Origin of the sequence: Winslowiella iniecta, assembly GCF_001267535.1 — a bacterium.
Lineage (GTDB): Bacteria > Pseudomonadota > Gammaproteobacteria > Enterobacterales > Enterobacteriaceae > Erwinia > Erwinia iniecta.
In genome coordinates this window covers 93,490-113,534 of record NZ_JRXE01000017.1, presented here as the reverse complement: position 1 = coordinate 113,534, position 20,045 = coordinate 93,490, and the positions used below count along the sequence as shown (strand labels likewise).

The window sequence follows — 20,045 nt, the reverse complement described above, 5'->3', positions numbered from 1 at the left end:
TGGCAATATTCGCTTTACTGAGCGGAATAACACGATTCAGGTCAGTGCTGAGGATGGCTTTAATCTGGCGCTGATTTTTACTGCGTAACACTTATCATCAATGGGCGACAAACCGGTCGCCCGATTTACATCGGGATTAAATTATTCATCATGCCATTCTGGTGACGGGTTTAGTTGCGGCATCCCTTTTTTAATTTAACTATTCTGAATTGAGATGAATTAATCACAAAAAGAATTTCGCACGTGATCAGTTTTTTATGCCTGACTGTAGAAAAAAGATTTATCCCTGGCAACATGCTTGCTTAAATGCTGATTCTCAGGCGTTGAAATCACCCATATCAGACAATGGTCGTGGATGGCTAAAGATGTCCCCGCTGCGCTTATTCAGCAGGTTTTGCAACTCGGCCACCAGCTCTTCCTGACGGGTTTGCAACTGCTGCAATAAAAGCATCAGTGACTGCTGTTGCAGGGTAAGATGTTGTTGTTTAACGTGGATACTGGCAATTTTTTGCTTCTGCATCCTTAATTCACGCGGGGCTAAGTTACCTGACCAGCTCAGCATCTTTTCCAGTAACAGACTTAACTCGTTACTTTGCGCAATACAGCTTTGCTGTGTATGTAACGTCTGCTGATATTGTTTTTTCAGTTCGGCAAGGCGAAAACAGACTCTTCCCTCGCGTCGCGGTTTAAGCATCCGCAAGCTGTATAATGATAACTCTGCTGCGGATGAAACTAATTTTCCTGTCGCTGCACGGCGTCGCATGATTACTCTCCTTAACTTGGGGTAAAGGGTGTAAATATCAGACGGAGCTCTTATTTATCCCCCCGCCCTTAATGCGACAGTTTGCGCTGATAACCATACAAATCCACTATTATCCTTTATGGGTTAACATTCTATTTATCTTAACCGTTTTACCTTCAAGGGAAATAACCGAATTTTATCATAAAGCCATGAGAAAGTTGACTTTCGTAAATAAAGCATGACTGTTTATGCTGGAATACAGAATGCTGGCCTACGGCATGGGCGGCGTTCACGCCGCCCATGATGGAAATTACTGCTGGCTGGCCGTAGCAGTCACGCGCCAGACGCTGTTACCGGCGTCATCGGCAATGATTAATCCGCCCTGCTGATCCTGTGCCAGCCCCACCGGTAATCCTCGGACTTGCTTTTCATCATCAGTCAGAAAACCGGTCACTATCGGTTTTGGCTGCCCCACCGGCTTGCCATCTCTGAAGGCTACCCAGTCAACCCGATAACCATTCAGCGGTTTTCGATTCCAGCTGCCATGCTCACTGATAAACGCCCCGCCGCGATATTCAGCAGGCAGGTTGTTGCCGGTATAGAATAACAGCCCCAGCGGTGCCACATGGGAACTTAACGCGTAATCCGGCTTGATGGCTTTTTCTACCAGATCCGGGCGCGGCGGTTGCACGCGTTGATCAACATGCTGCCCAAAATAGCTGTACGGCCAGCCATAGAAACCGCCTTCCTGTACCGAAGTCAGGTAATCCGGTACCAGATCCGCGCCAATTTCGTCGCGCTCATTAACGATGGCCCATAACTTCCCGGTCTCGGGTTCCCACTGTAAACCGGTGGGATTGCGGATCCCGCTGGCATAAATGCGGCTGGCACCACTGGCGGTATCCACTTCCAGCACCGCAGCACGACGATATTCAGCCCCAATGCCGTTTTCCGCCACGTTACTGTTAGAACCGACGCCAACATAAAGCTTGCTGCCATCAGGGCTGGCTAACAGCGCTTTGGTCCAGTGATGATTAATCGGGCCACCCGGCAGTTCCGTCAGTTCCACACCCGGAGCGGTAATTTCGGTTTGTCCGGCCTGATACGGATATTTGATAATCGCATCCGCATTCGCCACATACAGCGTATTGCCGACCAGCTGCACGCCAAACGGTGAATGCAGGTTCTGCAACAGAATATGTTGCTGCCACTCGCCATTGTTGTTGCGCAGTAAAGTGATGCGGTTGCCGCCTTTAGCGCCTTTACCGGATGATTTCTTTATCACCCCGGTAATCAGTTCTTTTGGCTTCGTGGTAGGTTTTGACGGCCCGTTGGCCTCCACCACCAGAATATCGTTATTCGGCAGGGCATAAACCTGGCGTGGATAGAGCAAGCCCTCCGCGATTTTCTCGATTTTCAGCCCTGGCGCAACTTTTGGGGTCTCTCCGGGCTTCCAGTCGATCTTGTCTGGCACCTGCATCGGTGGCAGCAGGAAGTTTTTTGCCTCGGGCAGCGTCGGGTCGGAACCAGTCTGTTGTTCCGGCTTTATTTTTGCACCGTCATCACAGCCCACCAGCATCAGTGGCAACGATAAACCGATCAGCGAGAGAAAACGTGAAATTCTCATCAAAACTCCTCCTTAAGCAGTGCGCTGGCGCAAAGCAAGTTGCAGATTAGCGATAAACAGCAGCAGCACCACCATCGTCGAAAGCGTCACGCCAGCAGGCACGACGGCCCAGGCATCGCGGCTGTGAACAAAAGCGTTAATAATCGACAGTATCACCGCCAGTGCCCAGGCCCAGAAATGCAGTTTAAGTGCGGCGGGTTGCCGCGCGGCTGTACCCGGCCAGACATGCGTAAGGCTGATCAAGCGTGGAATAATGGCAATCACCAGCCCGAAAGCAATCAGCCAGCTGGCAGCCTGTGTCCAGAAGATTTCATAGCTGTACAGATAAATGATATCGAACAGCCAGGCCGCAACAAAAAAACCGAGCGGAATCGGGTTTAACCATTCATACAACACCACCGCAACGGTGGAGCGAGGGGGAATGCCGTTGGACTTCATCTACAGACTCCTTAGCAACAATCAATGTAAACGGCCAGAGAGCGACCGTATCCCGGAACCCTAAAATATTAGTAAATGTAATCAGTTTAGACAGAAAGCTATAACAAAAAGTCGCCCATGGTGTTGCAGTGATTTGATTATCACCGCAGGATGATGCAGTCTGAGGTAAGAAAAAACAGACAGGAACAGAGAATGTTAACTCCGCGAATTGGCGTCGGCGTACTGATTTTTCGCGACGGTAAGCTATTGTTAGGACGCAGAAAAGGCAGCCACGGAGCCGATAGCTGGTCCGCACCTGGCGGTCACCTTGAGTTCGGCGAATCCATAGAGCAGTGCGCGCAACGCGAGGTGCAGGAAGAGACCGGTCTGAGACTGGATAAACTCCGCATCGGGCCGTTTACCAACGATATTTTTGCCAATGAGCAGAAACATTACGTTACGCTGTTTGCCGTCGCGCATCAGCCAGTGGGTGAGCCGGTGTTGTGTGAGCCGGAAAAGTGCGGCGGCTGGCAGTGGTTTGCGCTGGACGCATTACCTCATCCCCTGTTTATTCCCCTGCAAAATCTGCTGCAACAGCATGGTGGCGATTGCTTAACCCGACTGTCACAGCAGACTGACTAACGATCTCAGAAGCTCTCCAGTCCGGCTTCCATCCGGTCCAGAGGATCGGGCGCTTTCTGTGCGTGGCAAAAGAAAAACGGGATGTAACCGGCGCCCAGCGCTCCGCCAATCACGATACTGCTTAGCACACCGGCATACGGCACCGCGTTAGCCGCTGCAAATGTCGTTGCAAACAGTGAAGATCGTGCGGTGATGGTATTCATCAGCAGGTCGGTGCCGGTTTTCAGGTTTATCTCGTCAGCCGGACGAATGTTAAGACTGTATTCGACTGCCGGATTTTCCTGTTCCGATGCGTTAAGCGTACGAAAGGTTATTTCATCAGCCGCTTCACCCGCCGTATTCACCAGCGCCTTACCCACCATATTTGCCGCCGCTTTTCCCAGCAAAGGTTCCAGCGCAAGGGCTAACATGTCCATTCCCTCCGAGACCAGTACCTGATTAGCGGTATAGACCACAGCGGATTTGCTGCAAACACTCAGATTGAGAGAGGGTTTATTGTTATCACCCAGTTTCACAAAGTATTGCAGGGCATCTCTTATCGGCACATACACAAATACCGCGGCGATTAACGCATTGGCGGCAGCGGCAACACCACCGGTGGCGACCAGGGCCGAGCCGGCACCGGTTATCATCGCGATATTCGCCAGCCGTGCGCTAAGGCTGGCGCGCGTCTGGGTGCCAGCGTGCAGATCCCGGGCAATACCCAGTAGTTGCAGGGCAATCGGCACGGCGAGGGCAATGCCAGCCAGCGCAATATTCGCCGTGCCTGGCGCATTGCGTAATAACAGCGGCAGGATATTTTTAGCCATATATTCACGCATCGCGGTGGGTATGGCGACCGATAACATATTGCGACTAAGCACCTTGCCGATATTTTTCGCATGCCGTTGCAGTGCATCCATATTTTCTTTTGAATGCAAATCAGCCCAATAATTATTACCGGAATGACGCACGTTGAGCTGTGGTTTCTGCAAAGTAATAGTTAACTGATCACTTAACTTCTGCTGAGCATTTATCTCATCATTTGCGTTTAATTCCGCACCCGCATCTATCAGAAACATCTGTGTTGACTGACTATTGAGACTGTTATTTCCATAACTTTTGCTGTCCTCTTCCGGCATATTAATAATGACACTTTGTGAACCCATCTCGCCACGCGCTGGCATCCCGTGAAGCGGATTTTTTATATCTGGTATATAGCTACGCCGGTGCGGATGCACAGCGCCAAGTGGCGACAACTGACTGATATGCATATCTTTTACCAGATAATCACCGCGCTGATTACGCGTAGCTATTAGCGTTCCCTGAAACGAGTAACAGCGCGGCCTGATGGCAGGAGACGCTTGCGATAAAGGGGGTAAGTTTTCAGGAACCGACGCCACGCGACGTAAGTTTTGGGAAAAAGAATCCGTTTCAGCACAATCAATACTTAAGCTTTTATTATTAACTGAGTAATCCAGGAAATTACCACTGACTTTATCTGTTTGCATAAAACACCTCCTCCGCCTCAGTATAATGAAACGGAACCTTCCCGCAGAATTAGCGTATTCTAAGCTTAGAGGAGGAAATTATTCACACTTCCACAAAGCGCTCATTATATATACCCGCCAGTCATAGGAAATACTTATATATAGTAAAAAATATTACTGATATTCCACCTGGCATAGCCCATGATGATATTTGTCTGGCCAGTAATCTGACTCATCCAGTGACACTTCACTGCATGGTTAAATAAGCAGCAAATGTGACTATGATAACACCCAACGGCTATTTATTTTATTTTTTCACCATTTACACAGGTAACAGATGCTTAACAATTTCTCCGTTTGGAGAGGGTCAATATCAACGTTATCAGCCTATACACCCGCAGATTGACGAAAAATGATGTAGGTGTGTTAATGCATTATTAACAACTGTGTCGCATTTAGTGAATAGTCACGCAGGGTAATACTTTTCAATTTGCGTCAATAAGGTTTACTATATGCGCCATTATCGTTCCAAATGGTTCATTTACCCCATTATGAGTAGTGTTTTTATGCTAATCAGGATTGAGCTCGAGTGCTGAAAAAGCAGCTAATTTCGGTATTTACGCGGCGATCGTGAGGGTATCCGGCGGCTTAGTCGTCTGGCCTACAGCCGGATACTGACGCAATTCTTTCCCGGAAAAAGTGCCCGATTGCGGGCTGGCGATGGCGTTTACCGCATCCTGCAGCCGCGCTTTTCGCAAGCCTGTTTAAAAAACATCCGGTTGCAGTTAGCAAATTTTCTAATAATGGACGTTAATTTAAGTACTGGTTGTGCCAGGTAGCGATAATTTTCTCTCAAACTGTTAATGCACTTATGCTGTGGTCATACCATAGCTTCATGGTGAGATAAATCATGTCAAATCAAAGCAGTAAACGTAGTACAGGGGTCTGGCTGATGTGGGCGCTTGGCGCTCTCATGGGGATCATTGGTGCTGCCATCGCTATCGGCGGCGGCTGGCTGGTGTCATTAGGCGGAAGTCTTTACTTCCTGCTGATGGGCCTGGCGATGATCATTTCTGCCGTACTGATTATTAAAATCAAACCTGCGGGTGCCTGGCTGTACGCGCTGGCATTTGTGTTATCTGTTATCTGGGCAGTGTGGGATGCGGGCCTGAATTTCTGGCCTCTGTTCTCACGCCTGTTTATGTTCGGCGTACTGGCTTTCCTGACGGCGCTGGCTTATCCGTTCCTGAAACTGCGTGCCGGTCATGATGGTCGCAAAACCGCCAGCTACAGCCTTGCGGGTTTGCTGGCCATCGCGCTGTTAGCCGGTTTCGGTTATACCTTTGTGCCTGCGCCAATTATCAGCGCCAGCGAAGATATTCCGGTGAAACCTGTTGCTCCGGGTAGTGAACAGAAAAACTGGGAACATTGGGGTAATACCACTCACGGTGACCGTTTTGCCGCGCTGGATCAGATTAACAAATCTAACGTTAATCAGCTGGAAGTGGCGTGGATCGCGCATACCGGTGATATTCCACTGAGCAACGGTTCAGGTGCAGAAGACCAGAACACCCCACTGCAAGTTGGTGACAAACTGTTTGTTTGTACCGCTTACGGCAAAGTGCTGGCACTTAATGCTGATGATGGTAAACAGCTGTGGGCATTCGACCCGAAAGCTGAAGCGCCAAACTGGCAGCGCTGCCGTGGACTTGGCTACTTTGCTAACAGCGAAGCCCAGCCAACCCCCTCTGCCGCTGCACAGGGTGACGCTCAGCCATCTGCTGCTGCTGCCGAGGCTGCATCACAACCGGCTGCGGCCAGTGGTGAGACACCTGACCAGCACCCAACCGGTGCCGCTGAAGCGACTCCGCCAGCAGCAGCGGCTTCACAGCCACAGACTCCGGCCAGCAATATCAATGCTGCCGCGCCTGCCATCTGTGAACGTCGCCTGTTCCTGCCGACCATCGACGCACGTCTGATCGCTATCAATGCTGATACCGGTGAAGCCTGTGCCGATTTCGGTGATAACGGCGTGGTGGATCTGAAAGTCGGTATGGGCGAAGTCAAACCAGGCTACTACCAGCAGACCTCTACCCCGTTAGTGGCGGGCAATGTCGTGGTGGTTGGTGGTCGCGTCGCGGATAACTTCTCCACCGGCGAGCCTCCGGGTGTGGTACGTGCTTATGACGTTCACAGCGGTGAACTGGTCTGGGCATGGGATCCGGGTAATCCGGCGGTGACGAAGCTGCCACCAGAAGGCATGACTTATACCCGTGGTACACCTAACGTCTGGTCAGCGATGGCGTATGACGCCAAACTGAACCTGGTTTATCTGCCAACCGGCAACGCTACGCCAGACTTCTTTGGTGGTGAACGTACCGCGCTGGATGATAAATACAGCTCATCGGTAGTGGCAGTCGATGCCTCAACCGGTAAAGTGCGCTGGCATTTCCAGACCACCCATCACGATCTGTGGGACTTTGACCTGCCTTCACAGCCGCTGCTGTACGACCTGCCAGACGGTAAAGGTGGTACGACGCCGGTACTGGTTCAGACCAGTAAGCAAGGCATGATCTTTATGCTCAACCGCGAAACCGGTGAGCCAGTAGCAAAAGTTGAGAATCGCGAAGTTCCACAGGGCAACACCCCAGGTGAGCGTTACTCGAAAACTCAGCCTTTCTCTGTTGGTATGCCGAATATCGGCAATGAAACGCTGAAAGAGTCGGATATGTGGGGTGCCACGCCACTGGATCAGCTGCTGTGCCGCATCGAGTTTAAAGGTATGCGTCACGAGGGCGTCTTCACCCCACCAGGTTTAGATCGTTCCCTGCAGTTCCCGGGTTCACTGGGCGGTATGAACTGGGGCAGCGTGTCGGTTGACCCGAACAATGCCATTATGTTTGTTAACGATATGCGTCTGGGCCTGGCTAACTACCTGGTACCACGCAGCCAAGTACCAAGCGGTGCCAGCGGTATCGAAATGGGGATGGTTCCGATGGACGGCACACCTTATGGTGCGGTGCGTGAGCGCTTCCTGTCGCCTCTGGGCATTCCATGCCAGAAGCCACCATTTGGTACCATGTCAGCGGTTGACCTGAAAACCGGTAAAATCGCCTGGCAGGTTCCGGTTGGTACGGTGAAAGATACCGGACCAATGGGCATTAAAATGCATATGCCAATGGAAATCGGTATGCCAACGCTGGGCGCAAGCCTGTCTACCCAATCCGGTCTGCTGTTCTTCGCCGGTACTCAGGATTACTACCTGCGTGCTTTCGATACTGCAAACGGTAAAGAGATCTGGAAAGCGCGTCTGCCGGTTGGCAGCCAGTCTGGCCCAATGACTTACGTTTCACCGAAAACCGGTAAACAGTACATCATTATCAGCGCCGGTGGCGCGCGTCAGTCGCCAGATCGCGGTGACTACGTGATTGCTTACGCCCTGCCTGACCAGAAATAATCGGTCAACAGACCACCTGTTAAAGGTATAACTAAAACGGCTTCCCTGACAGGAAGCCGTTTTTTTATTTAATTTACGCAAGCCGTTTGCGCCTTTCGCTCTGATGATATGCAGGGTGTAAATTGGCCGCGCTGGAGTGAATTATTAATGATTGCACCAGTATATAAATGGTCTTTAATGCTGGATGTGATAACACAAGCGAGTAGGTTGAGCCGATTAAGGAATCAGCTTTTCAGCCCTGAGCTTATCAAACAGCTCGATAAAGGCATCGCGGGTGCACTGATAACCGTCAAAGCCGGCTTTACGGCTTTTACTGATATCAGTAATAACCTCCATTGGACGACCCAGATCGGCATCGGTATGCCACCATGAGGCCAGCTTATTCACATCGGCCTGCTTCAGTGAATACTGGCTGGCAATCTGCTGCCACTGAGCGGCGGCATCTTGCATGCGCCCTTCCAGCGGTTGCATTTCGCCGCTGAAAGGCACCGCTTCAATACCAAAGTAATCAGCAATTTGCGACCACATCCACTGCCAGCGGAATACATCGCCGTTCACCACATTGAAATCTTCGTTGTTAGCCTGCTCACGGGTGGCGGCCCACTGAAGCTGGTCGGCCAGCAAACGCGCATCGGTCATATCGGTCACACCATTCCACTGCATCGCTGAACCCGGGAAAATAAATGGCTGCCCGGTGTGCTTACACAGCGTGGCGTAGACCGCCAGCGTTTGCCCCATATTCATCGCATTGCCCACCGCGTAACCAATAATGGTATGCGGACGGTGCACGCTCCAGCTGAACTGGTACTTTTCGGCGGCGGCAAACACTTCATCTTCCTGCGCATAATAGAAGTTATCGACCGGCTGACGTCCCATCTCTTCGCGGAATGGCGTAACCGGCACTTCACCCTTGCCATAGGCGTCAAACGGCCCGAGGTAGTGTTTCAGACCGGTGACCAGCGCCACATGACCGCCCTTCAGCCTGCTGCCCAACGCATCCAGTACATGGCGCACCATCGCGCCATTGACGCGGATATTCTCTTTCTCATTTTCCTGACGCGCCCAGACGCTAAAGAACACCTTGTCCACCTCGATACCTTCTAACGCCTGCTGTACCGCGTGTTCTGAGGTTAAATCGGCGGTCAGCGCGGTGCAGCCTGCGGGCACTGCACTGTGACCGCGTGATAATCCATAGACCTGCCAGCCTTCAGCCAGCAGTTTGCTCGCCAGTGCGCTGCCGACAACACCACTGACGCCAACGATCAATGCACGTGATTTCATATGTACTCTCCTTCAGATTAAGAACTTCAGCTTAATATGGAATTTAATTCTCATCTCAGGTATATATTCATCAATTTCATGACAAAAATTCACAAATTATGATTTCCAGCGATCGCCTGAAAGGCATAACCCCGTTTGTAGTCAGCGCAGAAACCGGCAGTTTTACGGCTGCGGCGGAAAAGCTGCATCTGAGCAATTCCGCCGTCAGTAAAAGTGTCGCCCGGCTGGAGGAGCGCTTAGGTTCGCGGCTGTTTGACCGTACCACCCGCAGCCTGTCACTGACCGACGCTGGCCAGGCGTTCTATCAGACCTGTAGCCGGGTGCTGGATGAGCTGGCCGAGGCCGAGTCGGTGTTGGTCGCCCAGCGTAACCGTCCGGCGGGTCGCCTGCGCCTTGCGCTGCCGCACTCCTTTGGCCGTTTGCAGGTGGTGCCGCTGTTAAATCGCTTTTGCCGCGACTATCCCGATTTGCAACTGAACATCACTTTTACCGATCGCTTTGTCGACATTATTGAAGAAGGCATTGATATTGCGGTGCGTATCGGCGGCCCGGGTGATTATCCCTCCTCGCTCGGCTACCACTATCTTGGCAGCGAACGGCTGATTTTTTGCGCATCACCCGCGTATCTGCAACAACACGGCACGCCGTTATCAGCGGAAGCGTTAAGTGAACATCGCTGTATTGCCTACGCCCGGCATGACGGCAGCACCACACCGTGGACGTTTCCTGCCGCCAGCGGGAGGCCCCTGACGCGCGAAATTGCTCATACGATGGCGCTGGGCGATGGTGAAGCCCTGCGGTCTTCCGTGGTCGCCGGGCTGGGCGTGACGCAAATTGCTACCTGGCTGGTGAGCGAACAGCTGGCTTCAGGCGCACTACAGCCGCTACTGGAGCCGTTGACGGTGGAAGGTTTGCCGCTCACTATTTTGTGGCCGCAGAAAAAACAGCTGACGCCAAAAGTGGATGCCTTACTGCAGGCATTGAAAACGCTGACGATCAGTTAACGTGCTACCGGCGAGAGCATAATTTCAGCGATACTCTACACTCAACCCATCCTCAACGAACAACATTAAAATTGGTGTGACATCACAAAACTGAAGTTGTCTTGATCAAGGTTAATCTGGTTTTTATTCAGAAAATTACACTACCCGGCAATATCAATCTTATCAGGTGAGTCACTATGCCTATCTTCAAACGCATTGCTGCGCTGTGTCTGGGTTGCATGCTGCTGGTTAACCCTGCCCGGTCAGCGCCGCTGCCCGCAGTGCAAGTTATCACCACCCAGTTAAAACCCACTGCCACAGCGTGGGTCTACATGGGCCGGGTTGAAGCAATCCAGACGGTGGAGGTGTTAACCCGCGTTGAAGGTTTTATTGCCCGTCGCCATTTTACCGAAGGACAGATGGTCGAATCCGGTCAGTTACTGTTTGAAATTGAACCGGCCCAGCACCATGCGGCGGTCGAGCAGGCTAAAGCCCGGGTGCAAAGCGCCCAGGCGGTGGCACGCAATGCACAACTGCATCTCAGCCGATTGCAGCGCTTAACCGCCAGTAATGCGATCAGTAAATCCGATGTTGACGCCGCTGAAGCCGAGCGTGATATCGCCCGCGCCAGCCTCGCACAGATGCAGGCGGAGCTGAAAACCCAACAACTGAATCTCGGCTATACACGCATCACCGCGCCGATTGCCGGACGCATCGGTCACACACGCTTTAATACCGGTAGCCTGGTCAATCCCGCCAGCGGTTCGCTGGTGACGGTGACACAACTGGACCCGATTCGCGTCAGGATTGCGGTCAACGAACACGACTATATCAGCGCAATGCAACAGCCAGAGACGGCGAAGAGTTTTCACTCACAGCTGACCCTGGCCAATGGTTATCCATATCCTCAATCCGGGGAATTTGAATCCGTTGATAATCACATTGATCCACAGACCGGCAGCGTGGCAGTGAGACTGCGGTTTGCCAACCCACAGCATCTGCTGTTACCGGGCGGAGTGGTAAATGTCGCTCTGCAAGCCGGTCAGTCGCAAAATGCCATTACCATCCCGGTGGCTGCCCTTTCGCAGGACAAAGAGGGGTTTTTCGTGCTGCTGGTTGATCACGATAATCGCGTGGCGCAACGCCGCGTCACACCGGGTCGCCAGCGTGAACAGCACTATCTGGTGACCGCCGGTCTTAAGCCTGGTGAACAAGTGATTGTCTCCGGCATCCAACAAGTCAGACCCGGCATGGTGGTCAACGCCACTGCCGCCAGCGAATAAGGCGGCGACGATGCTACATTTTTTTGTCAGACGACCGAAATTTGCGATGGTTATCGCACTGATTCTCAGCCTGGTCGGTTTGCTGGCGCTGACGATTATTCCGGTGGAAAAGTTTCCCGAGATCACCCCACCGGTCGTCAGCGTCAGCGCAGTCTACCCCGGAGCCAGCGCCCGCGATGTCGCCGAAGCGGTGGCTTCACCGATAGAAAGCCAGATCAATGGCGTCAGCAATATGCTGTATATGGAGTCCAGCAGCAGTAATAACGGCAGTTATTCACTGACCATTACTTTCGCCAGCGGTACCGACCCTGATATGGCAGCGGTTGAAGTACAAAATCGTCTGTCGCAGATCAGCGCCCAGTTGCCCGCTGAAGTCAACAACAATGGCATCTCGGTGCGCAAACGTGCCACCAATATTCTGCTGGGCCTCAGCGTTCAGTCGCCTGGCGGCACACACGACGCGATGTTTTTAACTCACTACAGCAGCATCCGCCTGAAAGATGCGCTGGCAAGAATCGATGGCGTAGGCGATGTGCAGATTTTTGGTGCCCGCGATTACAGTATGCGCATCTGGCTGAATCCGCTACGCATGGAAGCGCTTAATGTCACCAGCGATGAGATTATTGCGGCGCTGCGTCAGCAAAATGTGCAGGCGGCCGCCGGTCAAGTCGGTGCGGCTCCCACACCCGCCGATCAACAGAAAACGCTGACCATTAGCGGCAGCGGACGCCTCTCTTCGCCGGAAGCGTTCGCCCGCATTGTGATTCGCAGTAATCAGAACGGTGGCATGGTCAGGCTTGGCGACGTCGCCAGTACCGAACTGGGAGCCGAAAACTACCAGGTTAATGCGGCGATGAATAATACGCCTGTCGCGTTTTTGATGATTTACCCGACGCCAGGCGCTAACGCCCTGCGTGTTGCCAGTGCGGTAAAAGCAGAAATGGCGCAGCAGGCCCAGGCATTCCCTGATGATATGACCCTTGCTATCAATTTCGATTCAACCGATTCCATCAGGGAAACCCTGCGCGAGATTAGGCATTCGCTGGTGCTGACCTTACTGGTGGTACTGGCGGTGGTTTATCTGTTTATGCAGAGCCTGCGCGCGACCTTTATCGTGGCGCTGACCATTCCGGTGTCGCTGCTCGGTACCGTGGCGGTACTGCTGCTGTTTGGTTACTCAATAAATATGCTCAGTTTATTCGCCATGATTCTGGCGCTGAATATCGTGGTCGATGACGCGATTGTGGTGGTGGAAAATGTTGAGCGCATTATGGTGGAAAATCCGCAGTTTGGGCCGGTGAAAGCCACCCGCGACGCGATCACACAAATTGCCGGGCCGGTCATCGCCACCACTATGGTACTGCTGGCGGTATTTGTGCCGGTGGCGATGTTGCCGGGAATTACCGGTGAGCTGTACCGTCAGTTTGCCGTCACGCTGGCCAGCGCTATGGTGCTGTCCAGTGTTAATGCCCTGACGCTGACGCCGGCGCTTACCGCCACGTTACTGAAATACCGCCAGCCCGCAACCCGTGGCCCGTTTGGAGCCTTTAATCGCCTGTTGCAAACCACGCGTGAGGGTTACGTAGCAGCCGTAAGGCGAATAAATCGTTACAGTGTCACAACCATGTGTGCTTTGCTGCTGGCTGCTGGCGCGACATGGCTCTGTTACAGCCTGTTGCCTGGCGGTTTCTTACCGGAAGAGGATCAAGGCTATCTGTTTATTAACGTCCAGTTGCCCGACGGAGCCTCACTGGCGCGGACGCAGACGGTAATGGAGCAGATGTATCAAACGGTCGCCGCGAATCCGGCAGTAGAGGATGTGATTAAAATTACCGGTTTCAGTCTGCTCGGCGGTGGCAACGCGGCGAACAGCGGTTTTGCCATCGTGCAGTTAAAGCCGTGGAATGATCGCGATCCGGTCGACCAGTTGCTGCCCGTTATTCAGCAACAGCTGGCCACTAATCCTGCGGCGATGATGATGGCGTTTATTCCGCCGGCAATTAACGGACTGGGCAATGCCTCCGGCTTTGATTTACGTATTCAGGCGCTTGACGGCCAATCACCGCAGGAGCTGGCGCGTACCAGCCATGCGCTGATTATGGCCGCCAATCAGCAGCCTGAACTCAGCCGGGTGTTCACGACCTTCAGCGCCAGCGTGCCGGAGATAAGTTTAACCGTCGACCGCGAACGCGCCGCGTTACTGAATGTGCCGGTGGATCGTATTTTTACCACGCTGCAAACCGCGCTGGGTGGCATCAACGTTGGCGATTTCACTCGCAACAACCGGCTGTTTAGGGTGCAGGTGCAGAATGAGATGAACTATCGCCAGCGCAGCGAGCAAATCCATCAGTTATCGGTGCGCAGCGACAGCGGTGCGCTGGTCAGCCTCAGCCAGCTGGTCACACTGACGCCGTCGGTTGGCTCACCGTTCATCGCGCAATATAACCAATTCCCGTCGGTGGCGGTCAGCGGTTCGGCAGTGGAAGGCGTCAGTTCAGGTCAGGCGATGGGCATCATGGAACAGCTGCTGAACAGCGAGTTGCCGCAAGGCTACGGTTATAGCTGGAGCGGCATGTCCTTGCAGGAGCGGCAAAACAGTGGTCAGGCGATAATGATTTATCTGGCCGCGCTAATCTTCGCCTATCTGTTCCTGGTCGCCCAGTATGAAAGCTGGACGATTCCGGCGGCGGTGTTACTGTCGGTGCTGTTTGCACTGATGGGCGCAGTAGTGGGATTAACGCTGGCCGGTTTAGCGAACGATATTTATGCGCAAATTGGCCTGGTGTTATTGATTGGTCTGGCGGCGAAAAATGCTATTCTGATTGTTGAGTTTTCCCGCGATTTGCGGGAAAAAGGATTGCCGATTCAGCAGGCTGCGCAACAGGGTGCGCAACAACGTTTCCGGGCGGTGATCATGACTGCCGTTTCGTTTATTTTCGGCGTATTGCCACTGGTACTTGCCAGCGGTGCGGGCGCAGAAAGTCGGCAAATCATTGGTATCACGCTGTTCAGCGGTATGTTAGCCGCCACAGCAATTGGACTGTTCTTTATCCCGTCGCTGTATCTGCATCTACAGCGCCTGCGTGAATGGAGCAAAACGAAAGGAGAGTAGCGGCGTGTTAATGTCATCGACGGATAAACTGGTCAGAGTGCTGGCAATTATCACCATGCTGCTGGTGATTTTTGCCAGCCTGAAAGCCGCGTCGGCGCTGGTGGTGCCGTTAATTTTATCGCTGTTTTTTGCCATTGTACTGAATCCGTTGATCCGTCTGGCGGAGAGGATCCGCGTGCCACGCGTGCTGGCCATTCTGCTGCTGATGTGCTGTTTTGTGGTGATTATGCTGCTGCTGGTGGCGGCGCTCAGCAGCACGCTCAATGAATTTGCCCGCACGTTGCCGCAATATCGCAGCATGTTGACTCAGCCGCTGCTGGATACCCGCGCCCTGCTGCTGACCATGGGGATTAATATCTCGCTCGATGAGATGATGCATTATATCGATCCGTCGATTGCCGTGCGGCTGGTGTCCGGTGCGGTCGGTTACTTTTCCAATGCGATGACCGCCATGTTCCTGCTGATTATGACGGTCGCGTTTATGCTGCTGGAAGTTCCGAGCCTGAAGCAGAAAGGACGCATCCTGTTTCCGGTACCTTCCCGCGCGATGGCGGCAATTCGTCATGGTCTGAGAAGTGTCACCCACTATCTGGTATTAAAAACCGTGATCAGCCTGATAACAGGCCTGACGGTTTGGCTGATGTTATGGGTGATGGATATTAAATTCGCCTTCCTTTGGGGCACGCTGGCCTTTGCGCTCAATTATATTCCCAATATCGGCTCGATCATCGCCGCCATTCCGCCGATTATTCAGGCGCTGCTGTTTAATGGTTTGTATCCGGGACTTGGCGTGATTGCCTTCTACCTGGCGGTTAATCTGCTGTTCGGGAATATTCTTGAACCGCGCCTGATGGGCAGAAGTTTAAATTTATCCACGCTGGTGGTATTTATCTCGCTGCTGTTCTGGGGCTGGCTGCTCGGTCCGGTCGGTATGATCCTGTCGGTGCCCCTGACGGTGGTGGTCAAACTGTTGCTGGAGCAGTTTGAGGGCGGGCAAAAACTGGCGATCCTGCTGAGTGATAATGTGCGCTGACCGTCAGCGCACAGCCGGTGGATAGTGAATTAAATCATGCAGACGCACATTGTGTTGGCTGGTATTACGATAGCTGTGCGGGCGGTCGGCCTGGAAGCGTAGCGCTTCGCCCGCCGCCAGCTGATGCCACACCCCATCGACCATCAATTCCAGCTCACCTTCAATCACAATCACATGCTCGATCACCCCTGGTTCATGAGCCGACGATTCGCTGACCGCACCGGGTGCCAGATCGATAACAAACATATCGAAACCGAGCAGGTTATCGAAAGGAAACAGCGGTACCACGCGCATATCGGCAGTGTCCTGACTGAACACCGGCAAATCGGCATAGCGCTGCACGCCGGGCGGCGGTGACCCGGCAGCGCCGCCGAGAAACACTGAAAACGCCACGTTAAACCCGGTAGCGATTTTCCACAGTGTCGCCACCGTCGGGCTGGATTCTCCCCGCTCAATCTGCCCTAACATCGCCTTACTGACCCCGGTCAGCTCTGCCGCCTGAGTCAGACTCCACTGGCGCTCGTTGCGCAGCTGTTTAAGCGTTTGTGACAGATGCTGGTTAAGTTGTTCCATTGCCGATCCCCGTAAAACCCGTGCTGATTATAGCGACTTGTGCGTTATAACGCACGATGCTATCGTTGTGCGCTATAACGCACAATCAGGATCGGGCTATGCGCGCAACACCGTCGGACTCACACTTCAGCTCAACGATAATTGCCGGTTTTGTCGCGGTACTGGTGGGCTATACCAGTTCCGCCGCGATTATCTTCCAGGCGGCTGAAGCCGCCGGCGCCTCCGCGCTGCAAATTGGCGGCTGGCTGACCACGCTGGGGCTGGCGATGGGGATGACCTCACTTGGCCTGTCACTTTACTATCGCGTGCCGGTACTGACGGCCTGGTCGACACCCGGCGCGGCGCTGTTGATCACCAGCCTGCCCGGCATTGCGCTGAATGAAGCCATTGGCATTTTTATCTTCGCTTCCGGGCTGATTTTTCTCTGCGGCATCACGGGACTGTTTGCCCGACTGATGAACATCATTCCGCTGGCGATTTGCGCCGCGATGCTGGCCGGAATTTTACTGCGTTTTGGCCTTGAGGCTTTCGCCTCGCTGCAGATCAATTTCGCGCTTAGCGGCGGAATGTGTCTGGCTTATTTACTCGGACGCCGCTTTATGACGCGTTACGCGATTATGCTGACGCTGTTGGTCGGCCTGGCGGTGGCGCTAATACAGGGAAATATCACTTTCCCGCAGCAGTCACTGCACTTTGCCGTGCCGGAATTTATCACCCCGCAGTTTAACGTATCGACACTGCTGGGTGTTGGCGTGCCTTACTTTATGGTGACCATGGCCTCACAAAATGCCCCTGGTATTGCCACCCTGAAAGCAGCGGGCTATGCGGTTCCGGTATCGCCGCTGATGAGCTGGACTTCATTAACCTCACTGTTACTGGCACCTTTTGGCGGTTTTTCGGTCTGTATTGCCGCGATTACCGCCGCGATTTGCATGAGCGACGATGTGCATCCCGATCCAAAGCGCCGCTATCTCGCCGCCGCCGCCGCCGGGGGCTTCTATCTTGTGACGGGCGTATTTGGCGGTGCTATCGGCATGCTGTTCAGCGCCCTGCCGACCGCACTGATTCATACCCTTGCCGGACTGGCGCTACTCGGCACGCTTTCCGGCAGCCTGCAACAGGCATTAAGCGACAGCAAGCAGCGCGACGCGGCAATCATCACCTTTTTAATTACCGCTTCTGGCGTGACGTTGCTCGGCGTCGGCGCGGCGTTCTGGGGATTAATGGGTGGCGTGCTGGCACATATTATTTTAACGCTGCCGCAACGCGCCCGCTAAACAGGATGTTAGTGGTATTCATTCTTTCAGCCCTGGTCTGGCATACCTTTTAACCTGGTCTGAGGCTAATCCGATAACCTGCGGATTATCGCTGTCCGATCATGTCATTCCCCCACTCCGCTGGCGTTGCCTGATACAATCATGCGCACAAAAGCAACGCCAGCGGAGAAACTGAACAGTGAACCTCACTCAGCGAGAACATATTGCCACGGTGGTCAATGCCCTTAGCGCATCCCCGTCGTCGATGGCCGTACAGCATTATGATCCGCAGATCCGTGATTCATGGCGACGTTGTGTTGAGCTTTACGGCTTTGAGCCTGGCCGCATGCAGCAGGCCCGAATTTTAACCGCCCGCGAGCTGAACGACCACCGTCAGCCGCTCGACGAATTCAGGCACATCGCTCAGCAAGGGCTGGCGCAGCTTTACCAGCAGATTGCACCGGCGGGTTATATGGCGTTGCTGACCGATGCGCACGGCGTTGCCATTGATTATTGCGGCGACCAACAGGCAGAAATCCCGTTACGCCGCGCCGGACTGTTTCCCGGCGCGCAGTGGAGCGAAGCCAGCGCTGGCACCTGCGCTGTTGGCACCGCACTGGCGACCGGCAAAGCGCTGACGGTGCATCAGACCGATCATTTTGATGCCACCCATATCCCGCTGACCTGTAGCGCGGTTCCACTGTTTGACCCCACCGGTCCACTGCTGGCGATTGTTGATATTTCGGCATTGCATTCTCCGCAGCCAAAAAACAATCAGCACCTGGCACTGCAAATTGCGCAGATCGCCGCCCGCCAGATTGAGAATGCCTGGTTCAGCCATCGCCATCGCCAGGACTGGATACTCAGGCTCAGTGAGCCCGATTTATGCCTCGCTGCCGACAGTGAATTTCTGCTTGCGTTTAACGACAGCGGGCAACTGGTGGGACATAATCATCGTGCGCAGCGTATGCTGGAAACTGAGCTGGGTCTCAGCGCGCTGGCGCTGCACAGCCTCAGTCCACTGCGCGGCCAGCGCTTTGCGCAGATTTTTCAGCAATCGTTTGAACAGTTGCCGGTTTACCCCGACCGACAAGCCAGCCTTGATCTGCTGCACAGCCAGCGTTCACTGATAATCAGCGCCCTGGTCGCGCCAGCACCGCGTCGTCAACAGCGGCAAATCGTCTCATCACCCCTTCCCGCCGCGCTGACGGCACTGGATAGTGGCGATGCGGCATTCCATCGTCAGTTGCAACGCGCGGCAAAGCTGCTGAATTCGTCTCTGAGTCTGGTGATCCACGGCGAGACCGGCAGCGGCAAAGAAATTTTTGCCAAAGCCTTTCATCAGGCCAGCGGGCGGGCGGCCGGACCTTTTATTGCCATCAACTGTGCGGCGATCCCGGCCACCCTGATTGAAAGTGAGCTGTTTGGTGCAATGCCCGGTAGCTTTTCCGGTGCCAGCAGTAAACCGAAGCGCGGCCTGATTCAGGAAGCAAATGGCGGCACGCTGTTTCTTGATGAAATCGGCGATATGCCACTGGCATTGCAGTCACGCTTGCTACGCGTGCTGGCGGAGCGTGAAGTGTTGCCGGTCGGCGCATCGCGGCCGATACCCATCGATGTGCGGGTGATCTCCGCTTCGCATCATCCACTGCAACAACGTGTTGATAGCGGGCATTTCCGTGCCGACCTCTATTATCGTCTTAACGGCGCACGCATTACGCTGCCGCCACTGCGCGAACGCAGCGATCTTGATGCGCTAATCGATACGCTATTGGCCGCCAGATATGGCATCTCCGCCGCCGCCCGCCACTGTTTACAACAGCACCACTGGCCGGGCAACTTACGCGAGCTGCGCAATGTTCTCGATTACGCGTGTGAGATGGCTGAACAGGGCTGGATTGAACCTCATGATTTGCCGGAAGAATTACAGGTCAGCGCGACAACCGCCATTTTTGCCAGCCCGCAACCGCAGTGTGCCGAAGCCGAACAGCTACTGCAAAGCCTGCGCGCCGCACAGTGGAACCGGGCGGCGGTGGCGCGCCAGCTAGGGATTAGCCGTATGACACTTTACCGCCGGATGCAGCGGCTGGGTATTCGCTCGCCGCTGGACAGCCATTAAGTTAAACAGGTAAATGTATGATTGACCCGTAGCGGAGCCGTTCCCGGCTCC

The 20,045-nt window shown here is 53.8% G+C and carries 14 protein-coding genes; 8 read left to right on the top strand and 6 right to left on the bottom strand.

The window, feature by feature from the left end; all coding sequences use genetic code 11:
• Window positions 1–316 precede the first annotated feature (316 nt).
• The 3 genes from NG42_RS13380 to NG42_RS13370 form a co-directional block, all read right to left on the bottom strand.
• Window positions 317–763, bottom strand: a complete 447-nt coding sequence (locus NG42_RS13380; protein WP_156321991.1) for a hypothetical protein — start codon at window positions 761–763, stop codon at window positions 317–319.
• 289 nt (window positions 764–1,052) lie between these two features.
• Window positions 1,053–2,369: a PQQ-dependent sugar dehydrogenase gene (locus tag NG42_RS13375; protein ID WP_052899949.1), complete on the bottom strand. Its 1,317-nt coding sequence runs from the start codon at window positions 2,367–2,369 to the stop codon at window positions 1,053–1,055.
• A 12-nt stretch (window positions 2,370–2,381) separates the two neighbouring features.
• Window positions 2,382–2,807 (bottom strand): DUF2231 domain-containing protein, encoded by a 426-nt coding sequence (locus NG42_RS13370; protein WP_053115600.1) that lies wholly within the window; start codon window positions 2,805–2,807, stop codon window positions 2,382–2,384.
• Window positions 2,808–2,999: 192 nt separating this feature from the next.
• Between NG42_RS13370 and NG42_RS13365 the strand changes: the two genes are divergently transcribed.
• The gene (locus NG42_RS13365; RefSeq protein WP_052899948.1) at window positions 3,000–3,428 is read left to right on the top strand and encodes a nucleotide triphosphate diphosphatase NUDT15; all 429 of its coding nucleotides are present in this window, start codon (window positions 3,000–3,002) and stop codon (window positions 3,426–3,428) included.
• Between the two features lie 5 nt (window positions 3,429–3,433).
• Here the strand turns inward: NG42_RS13365 and NG42_RS13360 are convergent, their stop codons facing one another.
• Window positions 3,434–4,918, bottom strand: a complete 1,485-nt coding sequence (locus NG42_RS13360) for a hypothetical protein (protein ID WP_052899947.1) — start codon at window positions 4,916–4,918, stop codon at window positions 3,434–3,436.
• 889 nt (window positions 4,919–5,807) lie between these two features.
• On the opposite strand from NG42_RS13360, the gene NG42_RS13355 reads away from it, so the two are divergent.
• The gene (locus NG42_RS13355) at window positions 5,808–8,354 is read left to right on the top strand and encodes a membrane-bound PQQ-dependent dehydrogenase, glucose/quinate/shikimate family (protein WP_052899946.1); all 2,547 of its coding nucleotides are present in this window, start codon (window positions 5,808–5,810) and stop codon (window positions 8,352–8,354) included.
• A 216-nt stretch (window positions 8,355–8,570) separates the two neighbouring features.
• Here the strand turns inward: NG42_RS13355 and NG42_RS13350 are convergent, their stop codons facing one another.
• On the bottom strand, window positions 8,571–9,635 hold the full coding sequence (locus NG42_RS13350; RefSeq protein ID WP_052899945.1) for an SDR family oxidoreductase: 1,065 nt from the start codon (window positions 9,633–9,635) through the stop codon (window positions 8,571–8,573).
• A gap of 95 nt (window positions 9,636–9,730) precedes the next feature.
• Here NG42_RS13350 and NG42_RS13345 point away from each other — a divergent pair, with 95 nt between their 5' ends.
• The 4 genes from NG42_RS13345 to NG42_RS13330 all read left to right on the top strand — a co-directional run bounded on the left by NG42_RS13345 (window position 9,731) and on the right by NG42_RS13330 (window position 16,046).
• Window positions 9,731–10,639, top strand: a complete 909-nt coding sequence (locus NG42_RS13345) for a LysR family transcriptional regulator (RefSeq protein ID WP_052899944.1) — start codon at window positions 9,731–9,733, stop codon at window positions 10,637–10,639.
• 176 nt (window positions 10,640–10,815) lie between these two features.
• The gene (locus NG42_RS13340; protein ID WP_082203887.1) at window positions 10,816–11,901 is read left to right on the top strand and encodes an efflux RND transporter periplasmic adaptor subunit; all 1,086 of its coding nucleotides are present in this window, start codon (window positions 10,816–10,818) and stop codon (window positions 11,899–11,901) included.
• 10 nt (window positions 11,902–11,911) lie between these two features.
• A complete protein-coding gene (locus NG42_RS13335) occupies window positions 11,912–15,013 on the top strand; it encodes an efflux RND transporter permease subunit (RefSeq protein WP_052899943.1) in 3,102 nt (1,033 codons plus the stop codon).
• 10 nt (window positions 15,014–15,023) lie between these two features.
• The gene (locus tag NG42_RS13330; protein WP_052899942.1) at window positions 15,024–16,046 is read left to right on the top strand and encodes an AI-2E family transporter; all 1,023 of its coding nucleotides are present in this window, start codon (window positions 15,024–15,026) and stop codon (window positions 16,044–16,046) included.
• A gap of 3 nt (window positions 16,047–16,049) precedes the next feature.
• Here NG42_RS13330 and NG42_RS13325 read toward each other — a convergent pair whose 3' ends face one another.
• Window positions 16,050–16,619 carry a helix-turn-helix domain-containing protein gene (locus NG42_RS13325; protein ID WP_052899941.1) on the bottom strand — a complete coding sequence of 190 codons (570 nt, stop codon included), beginning with the start codon at window positions 16,617–16,619 and terminating at the stop codon, window positions 16,050–16,052.
• Window positions 16,620–16,717: 98 nt separating this feature from the next.
• Here NG42_RS13325 and NG42_RS13320 point away from each other — a divergent pair, with 98 nt between their 5' ends.
• Together NG42_RS13320 and NG42_RS13315 are read left to right on the top strand one after the other, a co-directional pair.
• Window positions 16,718–17,896, top strand: coding sequence for a benzoate/H(+) symporter BenE family transporter (locus NG42_RS13320; protein WP_052899940.1), 1,179 nt, complete (start codon window positions 16,718–16,720; stop codon window positions 17,894–17,896).
• Window positions 17,897–18,074: 178 nt separating this feature from the next.
• Window positions 18,075–19,994: a sigma-54-dependent Fis family transcriptional regulator gene (locus tag NG42_RS13315; RefSeq protein ID WP_052899939.1), complete on the top strand. Its 1,920-nt coding sequence runs from the start codon at window positions 18,075–18,077 to the stop codon at window positions 19,992–19,994.
• The last annotated feature ends 51 nt before the right edge of the window (window positions 19,995–20,045 follow it).

What these genes read in the sequence shown, in the direction of transcription:
- NG42_RS13380 (WP_156321991.1), bottom strand. Translation starts at nt 763, where the DNA reads ATGCGACGCCGTGCAGCGACAGGAAAATTAGTTTCATCCGCAGCAGAG.
- NG42_RS13375 (WP_052899949.1), bottom strand. Translation starts at nt 2,369, where the DNA reads ATGAGAATTTCACGTTTTCTCTCGCTGATCGGTTTATCGTTGCCACTG.
- NG42_RS13370 (WP_053115600.1), bottom strand. Translation starts at nt 2,807, where the DNA reads ATGAAGTCCAACGGCATTCCCCCTCGCTCCACCGTTGCGGTGGTGTTG.
- NG42_RS13365 (WP_052899948.1), top strand. Translation starts at nt 3,000, where the DNA reads ATGTTAACTCCGCGAATTGGCGTCGGCGTACTGATTTTTCGCGACGGT.
- NG42_RS13360 (WP_052899947.1), bottom strand. Translation starts at nt 4,918, where the DNA reads ATGCAAACAGATAAAGTCAGTGGTAATTTCCTGGATTACTCAGTTAAT.
- NG42_RS13355 (WP_052899946.1), top strand. Translation starts at nt 5,808, where the DNA reads ATGTCAAATCAAAGCAGTAAACGTAGTACAGGGGTCTGGCTGATGTGG.
- NG42_RS13350 (WP_052899945.1), bottom strand. Translation starts at nt 9,635, where the DNA reads ATGAAATCACGTGCATTGATCGTTGGCGTCAGTGGTGTTGTCGGCAGC.
- NG42_RS13340 (WP_082203887.1), top strand. Translation starts at nt 10,816, where the DNA reads ATGCCTATCTTCAAACGCATTGCTGCGCTGTGTCTGGGTTGCATGCTG.
- NG42_RS13335 (WP_052899943.1), top strand. Translation starts at nt 11,912, where the DNA reads ATGCTACATTTTTTTGTCAGACGACCGAAATTTGCGATGGTTATCGCA.
- NG42_RS13330 (WP_052899942.1), top strand. Translation starts at nt 15,024, where the DNA reads ATGTCATCGACGGATAAACTGGTCAGAGTGCTGGCAATTATCACCATG.
- NG42_RS13325 (WP_052899941.1), bottom strand. Translation starts at nt 16,619, where the DNA reads ATGGAACAACTTAACCAGCATCTGTCACAAACGCTTAAACAGCTGCGC.
- NG42_RS13320 (WP_052899940.1), top strand. Translation starts at nt 16,718, where the DNA reads ATGCGCGCAACACCGTCGGACTCACACTTCAGCTCAACGATAATTGCC.